This is a genomic window from Novosphingobium sediminicola, from assembly GCF_014196525.1.
Classification (GTDB): Bacteria; Pseudomonadota; Alphaproteobacteria; order Sphingomonadales; family Sphingomonadaceae; genus Novosphingobium; species Novosphingobium sediminicola.
The window spans coordinates 204,289-226,192 of the sequence record NZ_JACIDX010000002.1 but is presented as its reverse complement, the minus strand read 5'-3'; the positions used below and the strand labels follow the sequence as shown (position 1 = coordinate 226,192).

Annotated in this window: 15 protein-coding genes; 7 read left to right on the top strand and 8 right to left on the bottom strand. The window is 62.9% G+C overall.

Going from position 1 to position 21,904, the window contains the following annotated elements; all coding sequences use genetic code 11:
* Positions 1-5: 5 nt before the first annotated feature.
* Positions 6-1,739 carry a tannase/feruloyl esterase family alpha/beta hydrolase gene (locus tag GGR38_RS03520; RefSeq protein WP_183622702.1) on the top strand — a complete coding sequence of 578 codons (1,734 nt, stop codon included), beginning with the start codon at positions 6-8 and terminating at the stop codon, positions 1,737-1,739.
* On the opposite strand, the gene GGR38_RS03515 is transcribed toward GGR38_RS03520, so the two are convergent.
* The 3 genes from GGR38_RS03515 to GGR38_RS03505 form a co-directional block, all read right to left on the bottom strand.
* On the bottom strand, positions 1,736-4,825 hold the full coding sequence (locus GGR38_RS03515; RefSeq protein ID WP_183622700.1) for a TonB-dependent receptor: 3,090 nt from the start codon (positions 4,823-4,825) through the stop codon (positions 1,736-1,738). The genes GGR38_RS03520 and GGR38_RS03515 overlap by 4 nt on opposite strands.
* Before the next feature lie 127 nt (positions 4,826-4,952).
* The gene (locus GGR38_RS03510) at positions 4,953-5,909 is read right to left on the bottom strand and encodes a FecR family protein (protein ID WP_183622698.1); all 957 of its coding nucleotides are present in this window, start codon (positions 5,907-5,909) and stop codon (positions 4,953-4,955) included.
* Positions 5,906-6,472 (bottom strand): RNA polymerase sigma factor, encoded by a 567-nt coding sequence (locus GGR38_RS03505; protein ID WP_183622696.1) that lies wholly within the window; start codon positions 6,470-6,472, stop codon positions 5,906-5,908. Before GGR38_RS03505 ends, GGR38_RS03510 begins: the two co-directional genes overlap by 4 nt.
* Before the next feature lie 241 nt (positions 6,473-6,713).
* Here GGR38_RS03505 and GGR38_RS03500 point away from each other — a divergent pair, with 241 nt between their 5' ends.
* Together GGR38_RS03500 and GGR38_RS03495 are read left to right on the top strand one after the other, a co-directional pair.
* On the top strand, positions 6,714-8,306 hold the full coding sequence (locus GGR38_RS03500) for a carboxylesterase/lipase family protein (RefSeq protein ID WP_221226988.1): 1,593 nt from the start codon (positions 6,714-6,716) through the stop codon (positions 8,304-8,306).
* A 17-nt stretch (positions 8,307-8,323) separates the two neighbouring features.
* Entirely contained in the window at positions 8,324-9,739 is a 1,416-nt protein-coding gene (locus GGR38_RS03495; protein WP_183622694.1) for a hypothetical protein, read from the top strand.
* A gap of 6 nt (positions 9,740-9,745) precedes the next feature.
* Here GGR38_RS03495 and GGR38_RS03490 read toward each other — a convergent pair whose 3' ends face one another.
* The 5 genes from GGR38_RS03490 to GGR38_RS03470 form a co-directional block, all read right to left on the bottom strand.
* Positions 9,746-10,171 (bottom strand): nuclear transport factor 2 family protein, encoded by a 426-nt coding sequence (locus tag GGR38_RS03490; protein ID WP_183622692.1) that lies wholly within the window; start codon positions 10,169-10,171, stop codon positions 9,746-9,748.
* A 26-nt stretch (positions 10,172-10,197) separates the two neighbouring features.
* Positions 10,198-11,412, bottom strand: a complete 1,215-nt coding sequence (locus tag GGR38_RS03485) for a PepSY-associated TM helix domain-containing protein (protein ID WP_183622690.1) — start codon at positions 11,410-11,412, stop codon at positions 10,198-10,200.
* A 70-nt stretch (positions 11,413-11,482) separates the two neighbouring features.
* Complete coding sequence (locus GGR38_RS03480; protein ID WP_183622688.1) at positions 11,483-13,894, bottom strand: TonB-dependent receptor; 2,412 nt, start codon at positions 13,892-13,894, stop codon at positions 11,483-11,485.
* 149 nt (positions 13,895-14,043) lie between these two features.
* Positions 14,044-15,360, bottom strand: coding sequence for a sensor histidine kinase (locus GGR38_RS03475; RefSeq protein ID WP_183622686.1), 1,317 nt, complete (start codon positions 15,358-15,360; stop codon positions 14,044-14,046).
* Entirely contained in the window at positions 15,357-16,022 is a 666-nt protein-coding gene (locus GGR38_RS03470) for a response regulator transcription factor (RefSeq protein ID WP_183622684.1), read from the bottom strand. The genes GGR38_RS03475 and GGR38_RS03470 overlap by 4 nt, the downstream gene beginning before the upstream one ends.
* Positions 16,023-16,227: 205 nt before the next feature.
* On the opposite strand from GGR38_RS03470, the gene GGR38_RS03465 reads away from it, so the two are divergent.
* The 4 genes from GGR38_RS03465 to GGR38_RS03450 all read left to right on the top strand — a co-directional run bounded on the left by GGR38_RS03465 (position 16,228) and on the right by GGR38_RS03450 (position 21,834).
* The gene (locus GGR38_RS03465; protein ID WP_221226987.1) at positions 16,228-16,782 is read left to right on the top strand and encodes a TadE/TadG family type IV pilus assembly protein; all 555 of its coding nucleotides are present in this window, start codon (positions 16,228-16,230) and stop codon (positions 16,780-16,782) included.
* Positions 16,782-17,312: a TadE/TadG family type IV pilus assembly protein gene (locus GGR38_RS03460; RefSeq protein ID WP_183622681.1), complete on the top strand. Its 531-nt coding sequence runs from the start codon at positions 16,782-16,784 to the stop codon at positions 17,310-17,312. Before GGR38_RS03465 ends, GGR38_RS03460 begins: the two co-directional genes overlap by 1 nt.
* A complete protein-coding gene (locus tag GGR38_RS03455; protein WP_183622679.1) occupies positions 17,309-18,844 on the top strand; it encodes a TadE/TadG family type IV pilus assembly protein in 1,536 nt (511 codons plus the stop codon). The genes GGR38_RS03460 and GGR38_RS03455 overlap by 4 nt, the downstream gene beginning before the upstream one ends.
* Positions 18,845-19,035: 191 nt before the next feature.
* Positions 19,036-21,834 (top strand): TonB-dependent receptor plug domain-containing protein, encoded by a 2,799-nt coding sequence (locus GGR38_RS03450; RefSeq protein ID WP_183622677.1) that lies wholly within the window; start codon positions 19,036-19,038, stop codon positions 21,832-21,834.
* Positions 21,835-21,904: the final 70 nt, after the last annotated feature.

Genomic DNA, 21,904 nt, shown 5'->3' with positions numbered 1-21,904 from the left:
AAGCCATGAAGCGCATATCCATCGGGGCGCTTTGCGCTTCTCTCGCTCTGGCCGGACAGGGCATGGCCCAGTCTGGACCAGGGCCGGGTTTGGGGCCGGGCGCGCCCAAAACTCTGACGGTGGTCAGGCCGGTGTCCGCTTGCGGGCAACTGGCGCATCTGGGACTGGAGGGCGTGACCGATGCGCCCGCCCGGATCACCTCGGCCACGGAGGTGGAGACGGAAAAGGGCCGCTATTGCCGCGTCGAAGGCACCGTCGATCCGGCCATTGCCTTTACCGTCTCGCTGCCCATGGAGCGATGGACGCAGCGTCTGCTGGAAAATGCGATGGGGCGCCAGACGCCGTCGCAGGCGGGGGACTGCGCGCCTGCGCTCAATGGCGAGATGGCGGTGGCATCGGCGCGTTCGGTGGCTTCCTCGGGCATGGGCGATGCGGCATGGACCGACAATGCCCAGATGCGGATCGATTATGCCTATCGCGGCAATCATCAGACCGCGCTGGTGGCCAAGGCCTTGATCCGGGCCTATTATGGTCAGGCGCCGCGCTATTCCTATTTCATGGGCTGTTCGGAAGGCGGGCGTCAGGCGCTGATGGAGGCGCAGCGCTATCCCGATGATTTCGACGGGGTGAGCGCGGGCGCGCCGGTGGCCATCGACAGCATCCACAATGCCTTTTACCACCCGTGGGAGGACCATGTGAACCGCCGCGCCGATGGTTCGCGCATTCTGGCGGCGGGGCGTCTGGGGCTGCTGCATGATGCGGTGATGCGCCATTGCGCGGCCGTGTCCGGGGTGATTGACGGCACGTTGCAACAGCCCACCGCCTGCCATTTCCAGCGTGCATGGGTCGAATGCGGCAAGGGCGCCGATCCCGCCGCCTGTCTGACGGCCGAGGAGGTCGGTGTGGTCGAGCGGCTCTATGCGGGGCCATCGGATGGGCAGGGGCATTATTTCGAGATTTCGGGCTGGCCGCTGGGGTCGGAGAAATCGTGGAAATTGTCCACAGCCACGCAATTTGGTGATCGCGAGACGAAGGAAGGTTTTGCCCTGCGTCGCCTGTTGTTTGATGCCGACAGCATGAAGCCTGCGAGCCAGCTCGACAGTGAATTTGCCTATACGCAAGGCTGGTATGACAGGCTGCTGCCTGCCGCCGGACTGTTCAACGCGGCCAACACCGATCTGGCCCCGTTCCGGGCGCGCGGGGGGCGGCTGATTCTGTGGCATGGGGCGCAGGACGTGACGGTGCAGCCCGCCATTTCCATCGCCTATTATCAGGGCGTGCAGCAGGCCATGGGCAAGGTGGCGGCCGATGAGGTCATGCGCTTTTTCCTGTTTCCGGGTATGGCGCATTGCGTGGGCGGCGAAGGGGCGACGCAGATCGACCTGCTCAGTCCGCTGATGGCATGGGTGGAGGGGGGCAAGGCGCCTGACAGAATTTTGGCCGATGCGGTGGAGAGCGGCCCGATGGGCGGCGGCGGGCCGCAGGCGGGGCCTGCGCTGCCCTATGCGCCCGAGGGCAAACCTGCGCTTTTTTCGCGCCCGGTTCCTGTCTTTCCCGATGTGGCGCGCTATGATGGCAAGGGGCCGGTCAAGGATGCGGCCAGCTATGGCGTGGCCCGCTCCACGCTGCGCCTGCCCCAGACCTTTCCTCAGCCGGCCGCATCGCTGATCGCGCCGAATAATCAACCCGCCTATCGCGCGGGTGAGAAGGGCATACCGGTCATCTCGACCCGCTCCTAATTGCGCAGGCGGATGCCCAGCGTGAAATAGCGGCCCACAATGTCGTCGCCCTGCGCAAAGCCGCCCAGATAGTTCATCTGGGCCGAACCGCCCGAACTGGCAAAGGGCGGCGGGGCGGCGTCGAACAGATTTTTCACATTAAGGAAGATGTTGAAATTGGACGATAGCTGGCGCGATACGGTGATGTCGGTATAGCCGATGGGGGCCACATTTACGTCGACGAAATGCAATGCCGGATTGCCGTTCTGGCGCAAGGCGCTGCGCCAGCGCTGGCGCAACCGCAGCGAGGTGCCGCGCCACGGCTCAAGGCTGAGGCTGGCCAACAGCTTGACCGAGGGCAGGGGCGGCAGGCCCGGCATGCCATCGGCCGCCCCGCCCACATCGACCCAGCCCCCCGGCCCATTGTCAAAGATCACATGGGGCTGCCAATTGGCCAGAAACCGCAGCGAGACGGGCATGGTGCGGATGCTGGCGACATAGTTCAGCTCCAGATCGACGCCCCATGCCCGCGCCCGCGCGACATTGAGCGCCTCGGACAGCAATTGCGTGGGGAAATTGGCTGCGGATGTATCGGCATAGGGCAGCGGGCGCAGGATCAGCGAGCATATCGAGGCCGCTCCGCCTGATGCATCGCAAAGCGCGCTGACCGAGGGTTGATAGCCATCGACCTGTGCAATCGCATTGCCGATGGCGATGTTGTAATAATCCACCGCCACGCTAAGCCCCGGTGCGAAACGCGGCGTATAGACCGCCCCCAGCGTCCATGTGTCGGCGCGTTCCGGTTTCAGATCGGGATTGCCCTGCGTGATGAAGGTGACAAAGCCGGATGTGTTGGTGTGGGTGTCGATGAAATTCTTGCGGTAATAGGTGCCGGGGGCAAACAGGTCGGCAAGGCTGGGCGCGCGAATATCGCGTGATCGGTTCATGCGCAGGCGCAGATCCCGGCTCACCTGCCAACGGGCCGAGATCTTCCATGTCAGCGCATCGCCGCTGGTGTTGTAATGGGTGAACCGCCCCGCCAGATTAAGCCCGAAAACCTGGCCCAGACGCGATGAGGCCATCAGCGGCAGATCGAGTTCGGCGGCTGTTTCGGCCACAATCTGGCTGACCGGTTCGCGCACCGAATTGGCCCCGCCCATATAGGGCGCAGCGCCGGAAAAGCAGTTATAGGCAATGCCGGTGCAATCGACCTTTTCATTGCCCGAAGCATCGCTGCCCACGCGGTAATGCACCCGCCGCCATTCGCCGTTCACGGCCAGTTCGACCGGCCCCGCCCCGGAATGGCCCAGCGTGCCCTTCACCGTGGCGCTCAGATCGTCCATGCCGACGCGGGTGGTGGCGTGGGTGGCCTGTTCGATATATTGGACGGCGGCCTCGCTGGCCGAGGCGGTGCCAAAGATGTTGAGCGGCACGCAGCCGCCATAGGCCCCCGGGTTGAGCAGGGCCGCCCGGCACACCGCTGCGCCACGGCCATCGTCGACCGCATCAAGCGCGGCAAGCAAGCGGCCCGTGTTGATATTGTTGTAATTGGTCGTGGTCATGCGCGAATCCGATCGCGTGTAATCCACGCTCCACCGCATGCGCCCCAATTCCCCCTTCGCGCCCAGCGCGGTCTGGCCATAGCTCTCATCAAAACCGAAATGGTAATTGGGCAGGTCGGTGGCGATCTTGCCGATGCGCATGCTGGCCCCGGTGGGCTGGGCGGCGATGATGCCCTGATATTCGGGTTGGATGCTGGCCAGAAATGGATTGGCATAGCCGACGGCCAGCCCGTTCAGGAATGGGTTCTGTCCGGTATAGGTCTGGTGAAAGCGCGATACGGACAGGCTGGCATACAGCATGAGCCGGGGCGAAAGGGCAAGTTCCGCGCGGCCATATCCGCTTTGCAGATCCTGCGCAGGGCTGAGCGAGCCATTGACGAAATGGGCGCCATCGCCGCCGATCTCGATGCCCGGCGTGCCGGTGGCGGCGCCATGCGCAAAGGGGATGAGTTGCCCGGTGCTGTTGAATTGCAGACCGGCCAGCGGCCCCGAATTGATCAGCCCGCCATAGGAGGCCGTGCCCAGCACCGCCCCGCGCACCAACTGATAAGGGTTGCCCGCTGTGCCCGGCGTTCCGCCGCCCGGCACCGATCCCTGTTCGGACCAGAGTGCTTCGGACAGCAAGGGCCGCCGGTTGCGGTTGCTGATCCCTTCGGAATCGCGCCATTGGATGCCCGCGACAATATGTCCCCGGTCCCCCGCGAAATCGCCGCCCCATGCCGCGCCTATGTCGAATTTGCTGTCATCGCCATATTGCGAGAGGCCCCGCTGCAAATGGGCCTTTACCCCGCGAAAATGGGTGTCGGTGATGAAATTGACCACGCCCGCCACCGCATCCGATCCATAGATGGCCGAAACACCCCCCGTCACCACGTCGACCCGTTTGAGCAGGATTTGCGGGATGACATCGGGGTTGACCGTATTGTCGCCCGAGGCTGGTCCGGCCCTTTTGCCATCCACCATCAGCAGCGCCCGCGTGACCCCGATGCCGCGCAGGTTGATCGCGCTCAGCCCGCCAGTGCTGATATTGCTGCTCGATGTGATCGAACCGAGCAGGGCGGGAAGCTCGTACATGCCCGCAATGATGCTGGACGGATCAGAGGCCAGCAATTCCGTGCTGGTCACCACGGTGACCGGGGTGGGCATGGTGTTGCCATTGGTGATGAGGCGCGATCCGGTGACCAGAATGGCGGAATCGTCGACCCGGGGCGGCAAGGGGACGGGCGACGGGCGTCGGCGGGTTTCCTGCGGCTGGGGCGGGGTCGGTTTTGGCGGTCGCAGCGCGGCTGGAATGGGGCGGGTGTCGATGGTGATGATATAGGTTGCCGGCGAAATCTGGCGGAACGTCAGGCCGGAGCCGGAAAGCAGCCGCTCGAAGGCCTGTTGCAGGCTCATCTCGCCTTCGATGGCGGGCGCATTCTTGCCCGCGATCATCCGTTCGGGCGCGACGATCTGGACATGGGCGGCGCGGCCAAGTTGCACCAGCGCCGAAGCAATCGGTTGCGCCGGAATGGAAAAGCGGGCGACCTGTGCATGGGCAGGCATCGCAAAACCCATAACCGATAAGGCCGCCCCCCATGGAGCGACCAACCTATTTCCCATCCCTCACCCAAATCTTTATCTATCCCCGCCGCCGGGCGGGGTATTTATCAAAATCCAATACTACCCGCCTTCATGACCGGCCATTTTCTTTTGCCGTGATGCGCACTTCGCCGGGTTGGCTGTTGTCCACCTGCAAGGCGAAACCGTCGCGCAGGGCGGCGATGAAGCCGCGCGGATCATCGATGCGGAAAATGCCCGCCATCCGCTCTCCGGCCACGCGCGGATCATTCACCACGATCTGCAATGTGTTGTAACGGTTGAATTCGGCCGCCGCCTCGGCCAGCGTATGGCCCGAAAGATCGATCATGCCATTGCGCCATGCCAGCGCCTGCTCGGTCGAACCATCGCCGCCCCGGTCGAGAAAGACCACGGCATTTTGCGTCACCAGCACTCTTTCGCCCGCCGTCAGCCGGGTGGGGGCGCTGTCATGGCCCATGCCCCATGTCTGAACCACGCCTTCGGTCACATTCACCTCGACCCCGCCCTCGCGCAGGCGCACGGCAAAGGCGGTGCCCACGGCCTTGGCCCTGACATCACCGGCGGCCACGACGAAGGGGCGGGTGGCGTCCTTGGCCACCTGAAACCATGCCTCGCCGCGCGCCAGTTCAATGTTGCGCGCATGGGCGCTCATCTCCACCGCCAGTTCGGAGCCGGAATTGATCATCATCACCGAGCCGTCATTGAGCGGAACGCGCCGGATTTCCCCGGTTCTGGTGGCAAAGCTCTGTCCGCGAGGCCAGAAGCGCGCCGCCCCGACCATGGCCGCCACACCGGCTGCGGCGGCCGCCAGAAAGCGCCGCCTGCGCCAGAGGGGCGAGGGCAGAGTTTCGGCCACCGGTTCGGCCTGATCCAGCATCATCCAGCAGGCCTGCGTTTCCAGCAATTCGGCATGGCGCGCCTTGTCATCGCCCAGCCATTGCCGCAGCGCGGCCTCGTCCTGCGCGCTCCACTCGCCGCTGTCCATGCGGGCGGCCCAATAGGCGGCATCAGGCGTTAGTGGGGGTGGATGGGGATGGGGATGGGTCATCGCTTCATGCCTCGCCGTTCGATGGCTTCCAGACGCGCCTCTCCTGCACTCTCTCCCTTGCGCCAAGCCTCGCGTACCGCACGTATGCCCAGCCAGACCTGCTTTTCAACGGCCTTTTCTGTTATGCCGAAATGCTGCGCTATTTCCTTTTGCGACCAGTTCTCGACCTTGCGCAGCTCGACAATCGCCCGGCAGCGTTCGGGCAGAGCCGCGATCATCGCCCGCACCTTGTCATAGCTGAGCCGGATATGGACCGTTTCATCAATCGGGCTTTCCATGCCCAGATGCGCGCTGTCCATTTCCGAGAGTGTTTCAAAGGGCACGACCGGGAGCTGTTTCAGGCGCTGAATCGCAAAATTGCGGGCGATGGAAAAGAAATAGGCGCCCGGATTGGCGATCGGTTCAACCTCGTCCAGCTTGGCGATCCGGTAATAGGCCTCCTGCATCGCCTCGTTGATGTCATCCTCGCTAATGCCCCGTTTGCGGAACCAGTTGCGCATTTGCAGGTCATGCGGAAAGACATGCTGGCGCACCCAGCGGGCGCGCGCCAGACGATCTTCCAATCCGCTATGATCCTGAACTGACGTGACAGCCTCCTCTCTTCTGCCCCTCTGAGCGTGGGCTGAGACAAATCCTTCCATGAAAATGCGGGGGCGACCCGATTGCATGGCGGTGCCCGCCGATTGATTTCGCGGCGTGACAGGCGCGCGTGGGCACACCTTCGGATATGTTTTGCCGGAACGAGAGAAGGAAAAGGCGCGCAGGAGGCTCAGAGCCGAGAGGATGCGACGCATAAGAGAGAGGATGGCCGGAATGAAGGCGCAATTATGGGCGATAATGGCGGTGGCGCTGTCGGCGGATGGCGCGCAGGCGCAGACCGTGCAGGCAAAGCCAAAGGTTTGGGTGGAGGGCGGCGCGATAGCGGGCAGGCGCGACGGCCCGACCGAAGCCTTTCTGGGCATCCCCTATGCCGCGCCGCCGGTGGGCGCGCTGCGCTGGCGTGCGCCTCAGCCGGTGCGTTCGTGGCAGGGCGTGCGTCCCGCGCTCGCCTATGGCCATGACTGTATGCAGGAGCCTTTCCCCAGTGATGCCGCCCCCCTGGGCACCAAGCCTGCCGAGGATTGTCTGGTCGCCAATGTCTGGCGCCCGGCCGGAGCGAAGGCCGGGGCAAAGCTGCCGGTGATGGTATGGATCTATGGCGGGGGCAATGTGAATGGCGGTGCTTCGCCCTCGGTCTATTCCGGGGCGCCCTTTGCGCGCGACGGGGTGGTGTTCGTCAGCTTCAACTGGCGCGTGGGCCGCTTTGGCTTCTTCGATTTCCCCGGTCTGGCCAAAGCCGGGCAGGACGACGGGCTGAAGGGCAATTTCGGCTATATGGACAGCATCGCCGCGCTCAAATGGGTGCGGCGCAATGTGGCGGCTTTTGGCGGCGATCCTTCGCGTGTGACGATCTATGGCCAGTCGGCGGGGGCGGGACAGGTGGCGATGCTGTTGGCGACACCTTTGGCGCGCGGGCTGTTTCAACAGGCGATCATCCAGTCGGGCGGCAATGCATCGAATGATCCGCGCCCGTGGGAAGGCGGGCCGGGGGTGGTCGGCATCGAGCAGGCCGGGATCAATTTCGCGCGCCGCTGGGGCATCGAGGGCACCGGGCCGGAAGCGGTTGTCCGGCTGCGCGCCCTGACCGCCGAGCAGGTGACTGATGGCATCCATATCGGCACATCGTCGGCCCAGCGTGAGCGCTTTGCCGGACCATCGCGCGATGGGCGGATCGTGACGGAATCCCTGCTGAAGGCAATTGAGGCCGGGCGGGCGGCCAAAGTCCCTTTGATCATCGGATCGACCGGGGCTGACAATTATGCCGGGATGCGCGAAACGAGTCTGGAAAACGCTTTTACCAAGACCTTTGCCAAGGGGCAGGATCAGGCCCGCGCCGCCTATGCCGCGCTGGCCAATGGCAATGCCGATTATGCTCTGCGCGAAATGGGGCGCGATATTTCCTATCGCGAACCGGCGCGGCGTATGTCCACCCTGCTGCGCGCGCAGGGGTTGCCGGTCTATGATTACCGCTTCAACTATGTGGCCGCATCGATGCGCCAGGAATGGCCCGAAGGCCCGCCCCATGCCACCGACATTCCCTATTCGATGGATACGCTGGCGGCCAAATATGGCTCGTCGCTGACGGCGCAGGATCGGGGCGTGGCGCGGGCGCTTCATGCCTATTGGGTCAATTTCGTGAAGAAGGGCGACCCCAACGGGCCGGGCCTGCCGCATTGGCCGGTCTTTGAGGCGAAGGATGATGCGATCATGCAATTTGCCGCCGATGGCGCCAATGCGGCCGCGCCCGATCCGCTCAAGGTGCGCCTCGATGCCGTCGCCACCGCGCGTTATCCCTGATCAAGCCGGAGAAACCTGTGAAGATTCTTCTTTCCGCAAGTCTGTTGGGGCTTATCCCGGCGCTGTCCTATCCGGCGCAGGCCGCCACGCCGCAAGCGCTGGTGGCGGGCGCGACCAGAGTGGACATTACCCCGCCCGAATCCGCGCTGGAAAATGGCAATACGATCCACGATCACATCTATGCCCGCGCGGTGGTGATCGGCAATGGCGCAAGTTGCGCAGTGCTGGCCACGCTCGATCAGGGCGGCGTGCTGCCCGAAGTGTTTGCCGATGCCTCGGCCCGCGTGGCCAAGGCAACCGGGTGCCCTTTGCAAAACTTCCTGATCTCGGCCACGCATACGCATAGCAGCAGCACCCGCAGCATTCCCCTGCCGGGGCAACCCGATGCGAAAACCGTGGCCGATGCCGTGGTCCGCGCGGCCACCGAGGCGAAGGCGAAATGGCGCCCCGCCCGCATCGGTTTCGGCACAACACAGGTGGCGTTCAACACCAACCGCGACGTGTTCGATGGGCATAGCTGGTATCAGGGCACCAACCGCGATGGCCCCTCGGATAAAACGCTGGCGGTGATGGAGGTGCTGGGCGAGGATGGATTGCCCATCGCAGTTTACATGAATTACGCGATGCATGCGATCAACTTCTACCTGTCGGGCGTGATCAGCGGCGATGTGCCGGGGGCCGCCTCGCGTTATCTGGAAAGGCGCTATCCCGGCGCGGTGGCGCTGATGACGCAGGGGGCATCGGGCGACCAGAACCCTTTGTTGATCCGCCCCATGCTGGAATTGTCGGGCATCCGCACGCAAATGCCGGACGCCAAAAATAAACGCATTGATGCGCCCGATCAGTGGAAAGTGTCGGCGGGCCTGCCCAATGCCTTTACCTATCAAAACGGCTTTATCGCCAAGCCTTTGCCCGAAAGCGACCGCGCGGCCTATGCGGCGGCGCTGGAGGAAACCGGCGATCTGGTAAAGGCCATGGGTGTCATCATCGGGGAATCGGCGATTGACGTGATGCGCAATCTGACGCCCCGGACATGGGATGACGGGCCGATTGAAAGTCTGCAAAAGGACATCACCTGTCCGGGGCGCATCCGGTTGGACGAAGCCGCGCGGCAGGGCACCTTGCCCCCCTATAAGGACGGTCCCGATGCGGAAATGAGCGTGGGCCTGTTGCGCATTGCGGGCGTCACGCTGGGCTGGTTTAATGGCGAGGTTTACAGCCAGATCGGCACGCGGATGAAGCGTGAGGCGCAGTCGCCCAATTATATGGTCGTCACGCTGGCCAACAAGCGGGGCACCTCGGGCTATGTCGCCTCAAACGAGGCGGGTGCGCATCTGACATTTCAGGTGATCGGGTCCAAGCTCAAACCGGGCTGTGCCGAGGATGCCATTGCCGGGGCCAGCGCCAGCCTGTTTGGCCAGATGCGCCCCTGATCGGTTTCAATGGAGGGCAGAAGGTGGCGGCGGCACGGCATGGGAAACCCAGTTGGTCAGCCGCCACACTTTGCCCTGTCGGACATAGACCGCGATATAGGCGTCGAGCAGGCGCCGGTCGGGCAATTGCCGGGCCACCAATCCGCGCACAATGCCTACTTGTCCATAAAGCCGGGCATGGCGATCCGTCGGCTCGATGGCGGTGAAGGGCAAATGAGTGAAGCTTTGCATCAGAGATGCCTTGTCTTCATGCTTGCCGTTGAAATGGGTGTAGGTCACCTCCGGCGCCGTCATGCGATCCAGCGTGGCGGCGTCATGGGTCAGTTCGGCGCGAAACCGGGCATCTTCGGCCTTGAGCAGGGCGATCTCGTCAGCATTTTGCGCAAGAGCAGGAGAGGCGCATAGGATCAGCGCCAGAGCCATGATTTTCATAGGGAAAGTTCCTGAAATAGGGGCGCTCACCAAAAGAGTGCCCGTTTGCCATTGCCCGCGCGCCGCCGCCACATCCGCGCATACATCACGATGCCCGACACCGAGAGATAGAGGATGCACAGCCCGCATATCAGGCTGATCCAGCGCCCCGTCAGGCCGATCAGGCTGCCGTTATGGACCTGTTTGGCCCATTGATGCGCCTGCCAGCCAAAGGGGAAATTCACCGGGGGATAGCCGGGCTCGGTCTCGGTCATGGTCGCGCCGGTGCGGGCGTTATAGACCAGTTGCCCGGCATCCTGCCCACCGCTGACCACCACGCCCTGACCATAGCCGCCATAGGCGCGCAGGCGCAGCAGGCGGGGAGGAGCGTCGGGATGGCCAGCCTCGTAAGCCGCCAGCGTGGTGCGGGCCCATGGTGCGGCATCCTCAACCGCCAGCGTGCCGAAACCATCCACGATACTTGCTTTGCGCTGGGCCATCTGGGCATCCATCCTTATGCCAAAGACCAGACTTTCCACCGCCAGCCAGGTGCCGCTGATGGCAAGGATCAGCAGGAACAGGGCGCAGGCCGCCGAAAAAACGCGGTGCAGCGTGCGCCACCAATCCTGCGCCTGCCAGAACAGAGCCTTGCGCCCCATGCGCGCCCGCGCCCGATATTGCCGGACATAGACCCATACCCCCGTGACGATCAGCGCGACCAGCGCCGGGCCGATGACGATATTGATCCACAAGGCGCCATTGCCGAAAGTGGTCATCCGGTGCAGCGATTTGACCTGCACCCGCAAGGCATCGCGCGGCTCCTCATTCTTGCCCGACAGGGCGGGCAGGGGCAGTCGCGCGCCCGTGATCGGATCAAAGGCTAGCAGCGGACGCTGGCGCGCGCGCAAAGGCCCGTCCAGTTGCGCCACGCCCACCGCGCGCCCATCCACCATACGCAATTCGACATAGCGCAAAGACACCGTTCCGGCGGCGACCTGCGCCGCGCGGGCGGTGGTCTGCATCATGGCAGCCACATCGCCTGACAGGGCCCGCGCGTGGTAGTCCATCGGGCCGATCACGGCATAATCGCCCGGCCCGTTAATATCGCCGCGCATCGCCTGCATATTGGCGTCATAGGGCGAGGCATGGGTCACCAGGCCCCGAAGGTCGATCATCTCGATCAGCGATCCGGTCGCGCCCAGATAGAGGCAGACCACCACCGCGCATATCGAAAGCCAGCGGTGGAATTTGAGCAGGGACATGCGGTTTACCTTTGCGCCGCGCTGGGGAGGAAAAGGCGGGGAGGGCATCGTGGCCCTCCCCGCCGGGGCATCAGAACTTCATGCCCGCCCGCAGGCCGAACAGACGCGGCGCGGTGGTATAGAAGGCCAGATTGTTAGCCGGATCAGAGGCTTCGTTCAGCACCGAATTGTTGTTCGTGCCGCCATAGGTTCCGGCATAGGTGCCACCGATTATGCTGGTGCGCTGAACCTTGTTTTCGATATTTTCGACAAAGAGTTGCAGCGTATAGCGCGCATCGTCCAACTCATAGCTGATGCTGGCATTGGTGCGGGTGAAACCGTGCTGGCGATAGCGGACGGCGGCGTTGTAATCGGAGAGCAGATAGGACGCGCTGTATTTCGTATTCAGCCGCAGACGGAGCGCGCTGTGATCGTCGATGGTCACGCGGCGGCTGATCCCGCCCAGCAAGGTGAAGGAAGGCGCCAGATCGACCGCTTGCCCGGTAAAGGACACGCCATTGCCGATCAGCGAATTGGCGCCGGTGATGAAGTTCGAGAAGCTGGTGTGTTCCAGCGTCATCGAGGCATCGATCGAGGTGTCCCGGTCGATCTGCCAGTTCAGCTCGGTTTCCCAGCCATAGAGCTTGACCGGCGTGGTCACGGTATAGAGCGCGAAATTGCCGCTGGGGAAATTGACCCCGCTGTTCACCTGAAAGCGCGAGAAATCGTAATAGAACAGGTCGCTCGACAAGCTCAGCCCTTCCAGCGGGCGGCCCTTATAGCCCAGTTCATAGGCGGTGAGCGAGGCGGGCTGATATTGGCCGGTGCCGCCGGTGGCCGGGTCGTAATCGTTAAACCCGCCACCCTTGAAACCGGTCGCCACCGAGGCATAGAACAGGGCGCGCGGGTTCATCTGATAATTCAGGCCCACGCGCCATGTGACCTTGTTGTCCTTTTGCCCGCCATTGTTGACCGCGCCCGCGCAAGTGTCGGGATAATGGCAGATCGCATTGCCATTGCTGTCGGGATAGGGCGGCGGGGGGAAACCGGCGGCGAAATTATAGGGCAGGGCAAAAGTGCCCACCCGGCTGACCTCATCATGGGTATAGCGCGCGCCCAGCACGACGCCCAATTGCTCGGTGGCGTTCCATGTCGTCTGGCCGAACAGGCCATAGGCCTTGTGGGTGGTCACATTGACCGGCCCGGCCTGAAACACATAAGTGCCGGTGTCGAGCGGTGCTGCGATCTGGGCGTTCCACGACTGGCCGTTTTCGCCCGCCGCCTCGTTAAAGTAATTGGCGCCCAGCACATAGTCGAACCGGCCCTTGTCGGCGTTCGAGATGCGGGCTTCGATCTGGTCGGTTTTTACATGGTTCTGCTGGTAATAAAGCTGGAACGTCGGGCCAAAGGGCGGCAGGCCTGCCGCATTGGCGTTGCGCACATCGCACGGATTGCCAAAGCAGGGATAGAGCGCCCCGCCGCCATTGGCTGCGGCATCCTGAACGCTGGCGTTCTGCTGCTTGAAATTCATCACCTGATGCGAGGCGATGATGTCGATCTGGGCCGGGCCAAAACGGTAATTGAGCGCAGCGTCATATTGCGAGAAATTGTTGCGCAGGAAGGATGGCACCGGATTGGCCAGCCCCGCCAGCGCGGCCGCCCCCGTATCGCCATGCGCGGCCAGTTGCGTTTCAAGCGCAGGCGCGCCGCCCACGCCGCCCTGATGGCCATAGGTCGCGTTCAGACGCAGGCTGAAGGCATCATTGGGCTTGAACAACAGCGAGGCGCGGCCCGTGGCGTCATTCTGATCATTGCGGGCGCGGGCCTGCGCGGCGGAAAAGTGGTAGGTCGTGCCGAAGAAGACCGGATTATAATCGATGGGCCGCGAATAGCCGCTGCGATCATTAAACGAACCGGCCAGCCGGATCGCTACCGTATCGCCCAGCGGCAGGTTGACCGCTGCCTGCGCGCGCTTGGTGTCGAAATTGCCATATTCGGCTTTGATATAACCGCTGGTTTCGCCAAGCTTGGGCTTGCTGGTCACGACATTGATCGCCCCGCCGGTTGAACTACGGCCATAAAGTGTGCCTTGGGGGCCGCGCAAAACCTCGACATGATCGACATCGAAAAAGGCCCCGCCGCGCGCATTGCCGCGCCCGATATAGGCGCCATCGACGCTGAAGGCGATGTCCTGCTCGCCCTTGGAAGAGGTATCGGTGGTGGTCACGCCGCGGATCGCCACCTGCACGCCGTCGCGGCCCTGCGCAATGGCAACGCCGGGCGCAACATTTTGAATATCGGCCAGATTGACCACACCCTTGGCCTGAAGATCGGCGCCCGAGACGACGCTGATCGCCGCCGGGGTTTTCAGCAGCGAGGTTTCTCGTTTGAGCGCGGTAACAACGATGTCGGGCGCATCGGCATTTTGGGCCAGAGCGGCGGCGGGCATGGCCCAGATGCTGACCCCGGCCAGCATCCATGCGCAAGAGCGCGATCCCTTCATAAATATCCTCCCCCGGTGGCACTTGCGCTTCTCTTTGGGGGCAAGGCTGGAATTGACGTGAACTATCGGCGCAAACCGGCACGCTTGGCGCCGGAGCCATGGGGGCGCTATCACCGGGGATTGAAACCCAACCTAAATGAAACGCGGCCTCACAACGGCAAATTGAGCCGCGCCTTCAATCCGCCCCCATCCGCGCTTTCTAGGATCAGCGAGCCGCCATAAAGCTGGGCCAGATCGCGCACGATGGACAGGCCGAAGCCATAGCCCTCGCTGGCATCTTCCAGCCGGACGCCGGGCGTCAGCGCATGGGCCAGTTCGTCGGCCGGGATGCCATCGCCATCGTCCTCCACCGTCAGGATCAATTCCTCGCCCTGTTCCTGCGCGCTGATCGTCACCCGCGAATGGGCATAGCGCGCGGCATTATCGACCAGATTGCCCAGCATCTCGGCCAGATCTTCGCTGTCGACCGCCACGGCGCAAGGACTGTCGAGCGCCGTGGCAACGGCGATGGCGCGATGCCGGTGGATCAGGCGCATGGTGGAGACCACCTCACAGGCCACCGGAGCGACCTGGGTGCGGGCGCGCGGGCCAAGGCGGATGGCGGCGCTGCGGGCGCGGTGGAGATGATGGGCCACCCTTTCGGCCACACTGGTCACCAGCGCGCGGGCCTCCTGGCTGGCATCCTCATGTTCGAGTTGCAGCATCAGCGTGGCCAGCGGAGTCTTGACCGCATGGGCCAGATGGGCCGCATTGAGCCGCGCCGTTTCCAGCCCCGCCCGGTTGCGATCGACCAGAGCGTTGATCTCGCTGGCCAAGGGCTGAATGTCGGCGGGCTGGCGTTCGGGCAATCGCGGGGCCTGACCATTGCGCACCCGCGCGACATCCTGCACCAGTTTGCGCAAGGGGCGCAGGCCAACTCGCAATTGCAGCGCCGTGGCCACGATCAGCACCAGCATGACCTGCGCCATCACCTTATAAACCTCGCGCAGAACGCGCGTCAGTTCGCGGTCGATCAGATGGCGCGGGCTGATCACCAGAATGCGCGTGCCGGGTGAGGAGGCTCCCGGATCTATCCGACGGATGCGGATCAAATGGCCATCGTTGCTCGTGCCGCGTCCGCTGTAAATGTCACCATCGGGGTGAATACGCGGGATCGGATATTCCACCGCGCCGGGCATCACGCCGCGCGCCCAATGCCCGCCGGGCGTCTGCACATCCCATCCCCATCCCGCAGGCGGATGATCCAGATCGACATAGGCATGAAGCGCAGCGGGCATGAGCCGCTGGCCGCCATCAAGCGCATGCGACAGGATGCGGATCTGGGTGTCCATTTTAACGTCGATATTGTCGGCCACCGCCCCTTCGATCACGCTGCTGATCGCGCCCACGCTGAAGGCGATGACCGCCGCCACCATCGCCATCGCCAACAGCGCGATACGGGCATGAAGCGAAAGCGGCAGCTTCATGCGTTTTGCGCGGTCAGCCGATAGCCATGGCCGCGCACCGTCTCGATCATGTGATGGCCGATCTTGCGCCGCAACCGCCCGACCAGCACCTCCAGCGAGTTTTGCGGCACATCGGCCTGAAATTCATAGGTGGCGTCGAACAATTTCTCGCGCTCCACAACATGTTCGCGAAACAGCATCAGCCGGGCCAGAATGCGAGTTTCAAACGCGGTCAGCCGCAGAGGCGCGCTGTTGAGTTCAAAGCCGCCGGTGATGGGATCATAGCCGAGCGGACCGCAGCGCAGGGTTTCGGCCTTCAGCCCCCGCGCCCGGCGCACCAGCGCGCGCATCCGCAGCACCAGTTCGTCGGGCAGGAAGGGTTTGGTCAGATAATCGTCGGCGCCCGCCTTGAAGCCCGCCGATTTGTCGGCCCAGGCATCACGCGCGGTCAGGATCAGCACGGGAAAATCGACACCCCGCCCGCGCAGCCCTTGCAGCACCGCCAGCCCATCAATCACCGGCAGGCCCAGATCGAGCACGATCACATCATAGACCCCGGTGCAGGCCAGATGCAGCGCATCCTCGCCATTGTCGGCATGGTCCACCGCAAAGCCATGGCCATGCAGCACCCGCAGCAGCTTGCGCGCCAGTTGCTCGTCATCTTCGGCCAGCAGAACCTTCATCGCCCGACCACTCTCCCATTTTTATGGCCATAGATTAGTAGCCGATGGTGATGGCTGGGGGCACGCCGATCTGCGCCCAAAGCGATCACTTATGCGGCCATCACAGCGCGGATCTAAGCGCGTTTCCCTAGGCGCCCCAACCGCAATCCTTTGCCCATCATCCTGTAATCGGGGGTCTTGATAAGCTGTTTTAGGCGCAATTGAGGTGGTTTGGGTCAAACTGACGTCGCACTTATCCGGTTCACGGCTGGGCTTGCGCCTGTGGCATGATCGCGCGGGCGCGGCGATGGTGGAATTCGCCCTTGTGGGCCCTGCCTTTATCGCGCTGATCGTGGCGATTTTCCAAACCACCTTCACCTTCATCGCGGGGCAGGGGCTGGAAACCGCCACCGAGGCCTCGGCCCGCCTGCTGATGACCGGACAGGCCCAGAGCGCCAGCTATACCGCCGATCAGTTCAAGACAGCCGCCTGCGCCACCTTGCCGCCCTATCTGTCCTGCAACAACCTCTATATCGACGTCACCACCGCCAGCAGCTTTTCCTCCGCCAGCCTTGCCGCGCCCACCATCACCTATGACAGCAGCGGCAATGTCTCGAACAGCTTTTCCTATACGCCCGGTTCATCGGGCGCGATTGTCGTGGTGCGCTTTTTCTATCTCTGGCCCACGCTGACCGGCCCGTTGGGCTTCTCGCTGGTCACCACCGGAAAGAGCCAGCATTTGCTGGTGGCCACTGCGCTGATGAAGGCGGAGGGCTATTGATGCGCGGCTTGGTAATCCGGCTGATCCATTGCTCGCGCGGGCTTGCGCTGGTGGAATTTGCCATGGTGGCGCCGGTGCTGCTGATGCTCTATCTGGGCGGCTATGTCGCGCTCGACGCGCTGACCTGCAACCGCAAGGTCACGCTGGCCGCCCGCAGCATGGCCGATCTGACCTCGCGCTATTCCGCCGTCACCACCAGCGATCTGACCACCATCGCGGGCGGGGCCACGCAGATCATGTGGCCCTATGGATCGTCCACCAGCATCACGGTGCGCATCAGCCAGGTGCTGGTGACATCCTCGACCGCCGCCACTGTGGTGTGGAGCCAAGGCCAGAACATCACCGCCCGCACCACCGGGGCCAGCATGATCATTCCCGGCAATCTGGCCGCGAACGGTTCCTATCTGATCCTTGGCGAGGTCGGCTATGCCTATACGCCCCCGGCCTCCTATCGCGGGTTCGGCTCGGTGGCGCTGCAACAGGCGATCTATATGGTGCCGCGCATTTCGACCTCGGTGAGCAAATCATGATCCGGGCATTGCTGCGCCTGTTGGACGCATTCCGGCGTGATGCATCCGGCAATGTCCTGATGATGACCGGCTTTGCGCTGGTGCCGATGATTTTCGCCACCGGCTTTGGCGTGGATTACAGCCGGGCCATGCGGGTCAAGACCATCCTTGACGCGGCCGCCGATGCCGCCGCCCTCTCGGCGGTGTCCAATCTTGCGATGACTCAGACCGCCGCTCTTGCCCAGACCGTCGCCCTTGCCAATTTCAAGGCGCAGGCCAGCATGTTGACGGCAGTGACGTTCAATGCGGCCAACGACCTGACCATTGCGGTGGCTGACACATCCAGCACCAGCGGAACCGGGCGGCAGGTGGTGGTGACATGGCGGGCCAAATCCACCAATATCTTCTCGACCATATTGGGCTCCTCCAGCCTTGCCATATCGGGCAGCGCCACGGCCAGCGCGCTCAAGCCGCCCTATGTGAACTATTACGTGCTGCTCGACACCAGCCCCTCGATGCTGCTGCCCACCACCAGCGCGGGGCTTTCAGCGATCCGGTCGGCCACATCGGCCATGGCAAATGCGCCCTATGGCTGCGCCTTTGCCTGTCACACCAAAAATCCCCACAGCGACAGCATCTATATACGCAACACCGCCGGGCAGGACATCTGGCTGGATTCAAGCGGCAATGCATGGCCGATTTCCAGCGTCTGGAATGGTTATGTCTATAGTCCGAATTATGCGAACGGAACCCAGCCGCTTGCCCTGCAAAGCAGCGGGCAATATGCCGATGGATATTGGCTGACACGCAACTATGCCAGCCTTTATGGCGGATCGCTCTCGATCCTGCTGCGCATTGATGAAGAACGCAGCGCCTCGCAAAATCTGATCACCACCGCCCAGACCTATGCCACCAGCAATCAGGTCAGCTATAAGATGCAGTTCTACGGCTTTAACTGGACTCATTCGGGTGCTTCCAGTCCGCTGACCGCGCTGACCAGTTCGATGATGGATGTGAAGAGCCTGTCGACCAGCAGCGTGCCTGATCTTTATGCCGCGCAGGACAATTGGTACAAGAACAACTGCCCCTATTACAATTTTTGCAACAGCGACATGGGCACCGAATTTGCCAATGCCATGTCCTCGCTCAACGCCGTGATGCCCGCGCCCGGCGATGGTTCGACCGCCGCCACGCCGCAGGAAGTCTTGCTGATCATCACCGATGGCGTGCCCGATGAAACTTATAATGGCGGGCGCTGGGCGCGTGAATTGAACCCGACCGATCTGGCGCAATGCAGCGCGATCAAGACCAAGGGCATCACGATAGGCATCATCTACACCACCTATTCGGCGGACTCGATCACCGGCGATACATGGTCGCAAACCGTTGTCGGCCCGCATCTTTCCAGCGTTGCCAGCACCTTGCAGAGCTGCGCCTCAACATCGTCGGCGGGCGCCCCGTTGTTTTTCGAGGTGGGCACTGACGGGTCGATCACCAATGCGCTGGCGGCGCTCTTCGCCATGACGCTGCAAACCGCCCGGCTGGTGAAATAGGTTAGGCCGCATAGCCACTGTGCCTAATCGGCCACAGTGAGAAAAATCGTCGCCCCGCCTGCGGGATTCCTCCCTCCTGTCCACTCAGCGTGGCGAAGTGCCGAAAACGCGCTCCGGCGATCGCGCCCGGCCTTCGGCCCTTTTGGGGCCATTTCGAAACCAGGCCTGCCAAATCGCAGGGGGAGGACACATTGAAGACCCACCACGTATCAGCGCTTCTGCTGCTGAGCGCCAGTCCGCTTGCCTTGTCATCACAAGCGCATGCCCAGACGGCCCAGCCCGAACAGGAGATCATCGTCACCGGTTCGCGCATCATCACCAATGGCAACAACAGCCCCGCGCCTGTCACCGTGGTCAGCACCGAGCAATTGTTCCGCGCCCAGCCTTCGACGATTGCCGACGGGCTGAACAACATGCCGATCTTTGCCAGTTCGCGCGGACAATCGACCAATGTCGGCAATGGCGGCCAGAATGGCGCGGCCAACGTGCTCAATCTGCGTAGCCTTGGGGCGCTGCGCACGCTGATCCTGTATGACGGCCACCGCGTTCCTCCCACCACGCCCGATGGGCAGGTCAATGTCGACATGATCCCGCAAACGCTGCTTCAGCGGGTCGATCTGGTGACGGGCGGCGTGTCGGCGGTCTATGGTTCGGATGCGATGTCGGGCGTGGTTAATTTCATCCCCGACACCACCTTCACCGGCCTCAAATGGAACGCTCAGAGCGGCATTTCCCAGCGCGGCGACGATAACAGCTTTCAGGCGGGCGCAGCATGGGGCACCAAATTTGCCGATGGTCGCGGCCATTTCGAGGCCAGCTATCAGTTCAACAACGATCCGGGCATCTTTGACAAGAGCAACCGCCCATGGGCATCGTCCACATGGACCGTGCAGGGCAATGGTTCGACGGCCAATCCCTATCATCTGGTGCGCGACACGCGGCTCTCGACCTATACCTATGGCGGGCTGATCACCAATGGCGCGCTGGCCAACCAGAGTTTCGGGGCGACAAACACGCTGCATCCCTTCGTCAATGGCGCGGCCAGCGGCACCACCGGCATCCAGTCGGGCGGCGAGGGCGCCTATTACAATATGGCCTCGCTCAAGAGCGCGCTGCGGACCCATCAGCTCTTTGCGCGCCTTGATTACGAGGTTTCCGACCATGTGAAGGCCTATCTGCAAGGATCGGGCACGTTCAACTGGAACCATAACAGCCACCAGAACATCCAGATTTCCGGTACGCTGAGCACCAGCAACCCCTATCTGCCCAGCGCCTATCAGGCGGCTATGGCCCCGGCCACGACCTTCACTTTCAACAAGATGCTGCAAGGTGTGGCCTATCAGCCCGAAAGCCAGTCGAACCAGTTCTTCTTCCTTGGCGGGTTCAAGGGCGATCTGGGCGGATGGAAATGGGATGTGGGCGCCACCTACAGCAAGGCGACGCAAAAGACGTTGTTGCCCAACAATGTGAATAATGGCCGTCTGGCCGCCGCGATGGATGCTGTGACCAACCCGGCCAATGGGCAGATCGTGTGCCGCGTCACGCTGACCAATCCTTCGGCCTATCCCGGATGCGTGCCGATCAACCTGTTCGGCGCGGGGGCGGAAAGTCAGGCCGCACTTGATTACATCATCCAGCCCACCAGCTTTACCGCCACCACCACGATGAAGGACGTTTCCGGCAGCATCACCGGCGCGCCCTTCCGCAGTTGGGCGGGCGATGTGAAACTTGCCTTCTCGGCGGAACTGCGCCAGCTCTCCCTGAAAATCGACAGCACGGCCCAGCCCACCGATCATCCCGACTGCACGGGCCTGACCGCTAATTGCACCGCCACCACTGCGCTCTATCGCAGCAATACGCAGGCCAACATGCCGCTGGCGCGTCAGACGGTGAGCGAGGCGGCCATCGAGGCCGAAGTGCCGCTGCTCGCCGATCACTGGCTGGCCAAGGCGCTCAATATCAACGGCGCGGCGCGGTTCGCTCATTATGACACCAGCGGCAATGCCTTTACCTGGAAACTGGGCGGGGTGTGGCATGTGAATGATGAATTCACCCTGCGCGTCACCCAATCACGCGACTTTCGCGCGCCCAACCTCTATGATCTTTTCGCGCCCACACAGGTCAATCCGGGCAATATGTACGACCTGCATACCAACATGACCTCGGCCTCGTATCAGATCAACGCCAGCAACCCCAATCTGAAGCCGGAAAAGGGCAATACGATCACGATTGGCGCGGTGTACAAGCCGCACTGGTTGCCGGGCGCCAGCCTTGCGGTGGATTATTACAATATCCGCATCACCGATGCGATCCAGTCGTTGGGCGGGGGCAATCTGGCGGTCCAGCGTCTGTGCGAGGCGGCGGGGGGCAATTCGCCCTATTGCTCGCTGCTCGACCGCCCGCTGCCTTTCAGCAACACCAGCGCGGCCAATTTCCCCACTGCCTTCTACAACCGCTCGATCAACATTGCCTCGGCGCGCACCAACGGGCTGGATGTTGAGGCCAATTATAACAGCCGCCTGTTCAACCTGCGCCTGCTCTACACCTACCAGCCCCATATCCGTTACCTGATCCCCGGCATTCAGGATCTGGACGCAGGCGGCGCGGGCTTTGGCGCCCCCAATCAGGCGCTGGCCAGCCCCAAGCATCGCATCACCGCGATGATGCGCTTCAATGTCACCAGCGATTTTACCATCGATGTGATGGAGCGTTTCCGCTCGGGCCTCTCGTGGAATGCCGATCCCACCTTCATCTATTCCGAAGCCCCGATCAAACCGGCCGCTTATACCAATCTGACGCTGACGCATAAGGTGCGCACGGCGGCGGGCAATGGCGATGTTTTCCTCACGGTCCAGAACCTGTTCGACCGTGCGCCCTCGATCGGTTCGCAGCCCGCATGGGGCGCGATCCCCGGCCTGTTCACAGCATGGCCCAATGGCGACGATCCGATCGGCCGCTACTTCACCCTTGGGGTGCGGATGAAGATGTAATCTGACGCGCGCTTTGTCCGATCGCCCCCTGCGCGGGGCGGTCGGGCATAGTCTGCTGTGTCAACGGGCG

Excerpts from the sequence above, each read along its gene's own strand:
- GGR38_RS03520 (WP_183622702.1), top strand. The coding sequence starts at position 6 with ATGAAGCGCATATCCATCGGGGCGCTTTGCGCTTCTCTCGCTCTGGCC.
- GGR38_RS03515 (WP_183622700.1), bottom strand. The coding sequence starts at position 4,825 with ATGCCTGCCCATGCACAGGTCGCCCGCTTTTCCATTCCGGCGCAACCG.
- GGR38_RS03510 (WP_183622698.1), bottom strand. The coding sequence starts at position 5,909 with ATGACCCATCCCCATCCCCATCCACCCCCACTAACGCCTGATGCCGCC.
- GGR38_RS03500 (WP_221226988.1), top strand. The coding sequence starts at position 6,714 with ATGGCCGGAATGAAGGCGCAATTATGGGCGATAATGGCGGTGGCGCTG.
- GGR38_RS03490 (WP_183622692.1), bottom strand. The coding sequence starts at position 10,171 with ATGAAAATCATGGCTCTGGCGCTGATCCTATGCGCCTCTCCTGCTCTT.
- GGR38_RS03485 (WP_183622690.1), bottom strand. The coding sequence starts at position 11,412 with ATGTCCCTGCTCAAATTCCACCGCTGGCTTTCGATATGCGCGGTGGTG.
- GGR38_RS03480 (WP_183622688.1), bottom strand. The coding sequence starts at position 13,894 with ATGAAGGGATCGCGCTCTTGCGCATGGATGCTGGCCGGGGTCAGCATC.
- GGR38_RS03475 (WP_183622686.1), bottom strand. The coding sequence starts at position 15,360 with ATGAAGCTGCCGCTTTCGCTTCATGCCCGTATCGCGCTGTTGGCGATG.
- GGR38_RS03470 (WP_183622684.1), bottom strand. The coding sequence starts at position 16,022 with ATGAAGGTTCTGCTGGCCGAAGATGACGAGCAACTGGCGCGCAAGCTG.
- GGR38_RS03460 (WP_183622681.1), top strand. The coding sequence starts at position 16,782 with ATGCGCGGCTTGGTAATCCGGCTGATCCATTGCTCGCGCGGGCTTGCG.
- GGR38_RS03455 (WP_183622679.1), top strand. The coding sequence starts at position 17,309 with ATGATCCGGGCATTGCTGCGCCTGTTGGACGCATTCCGGCGTGATGCA.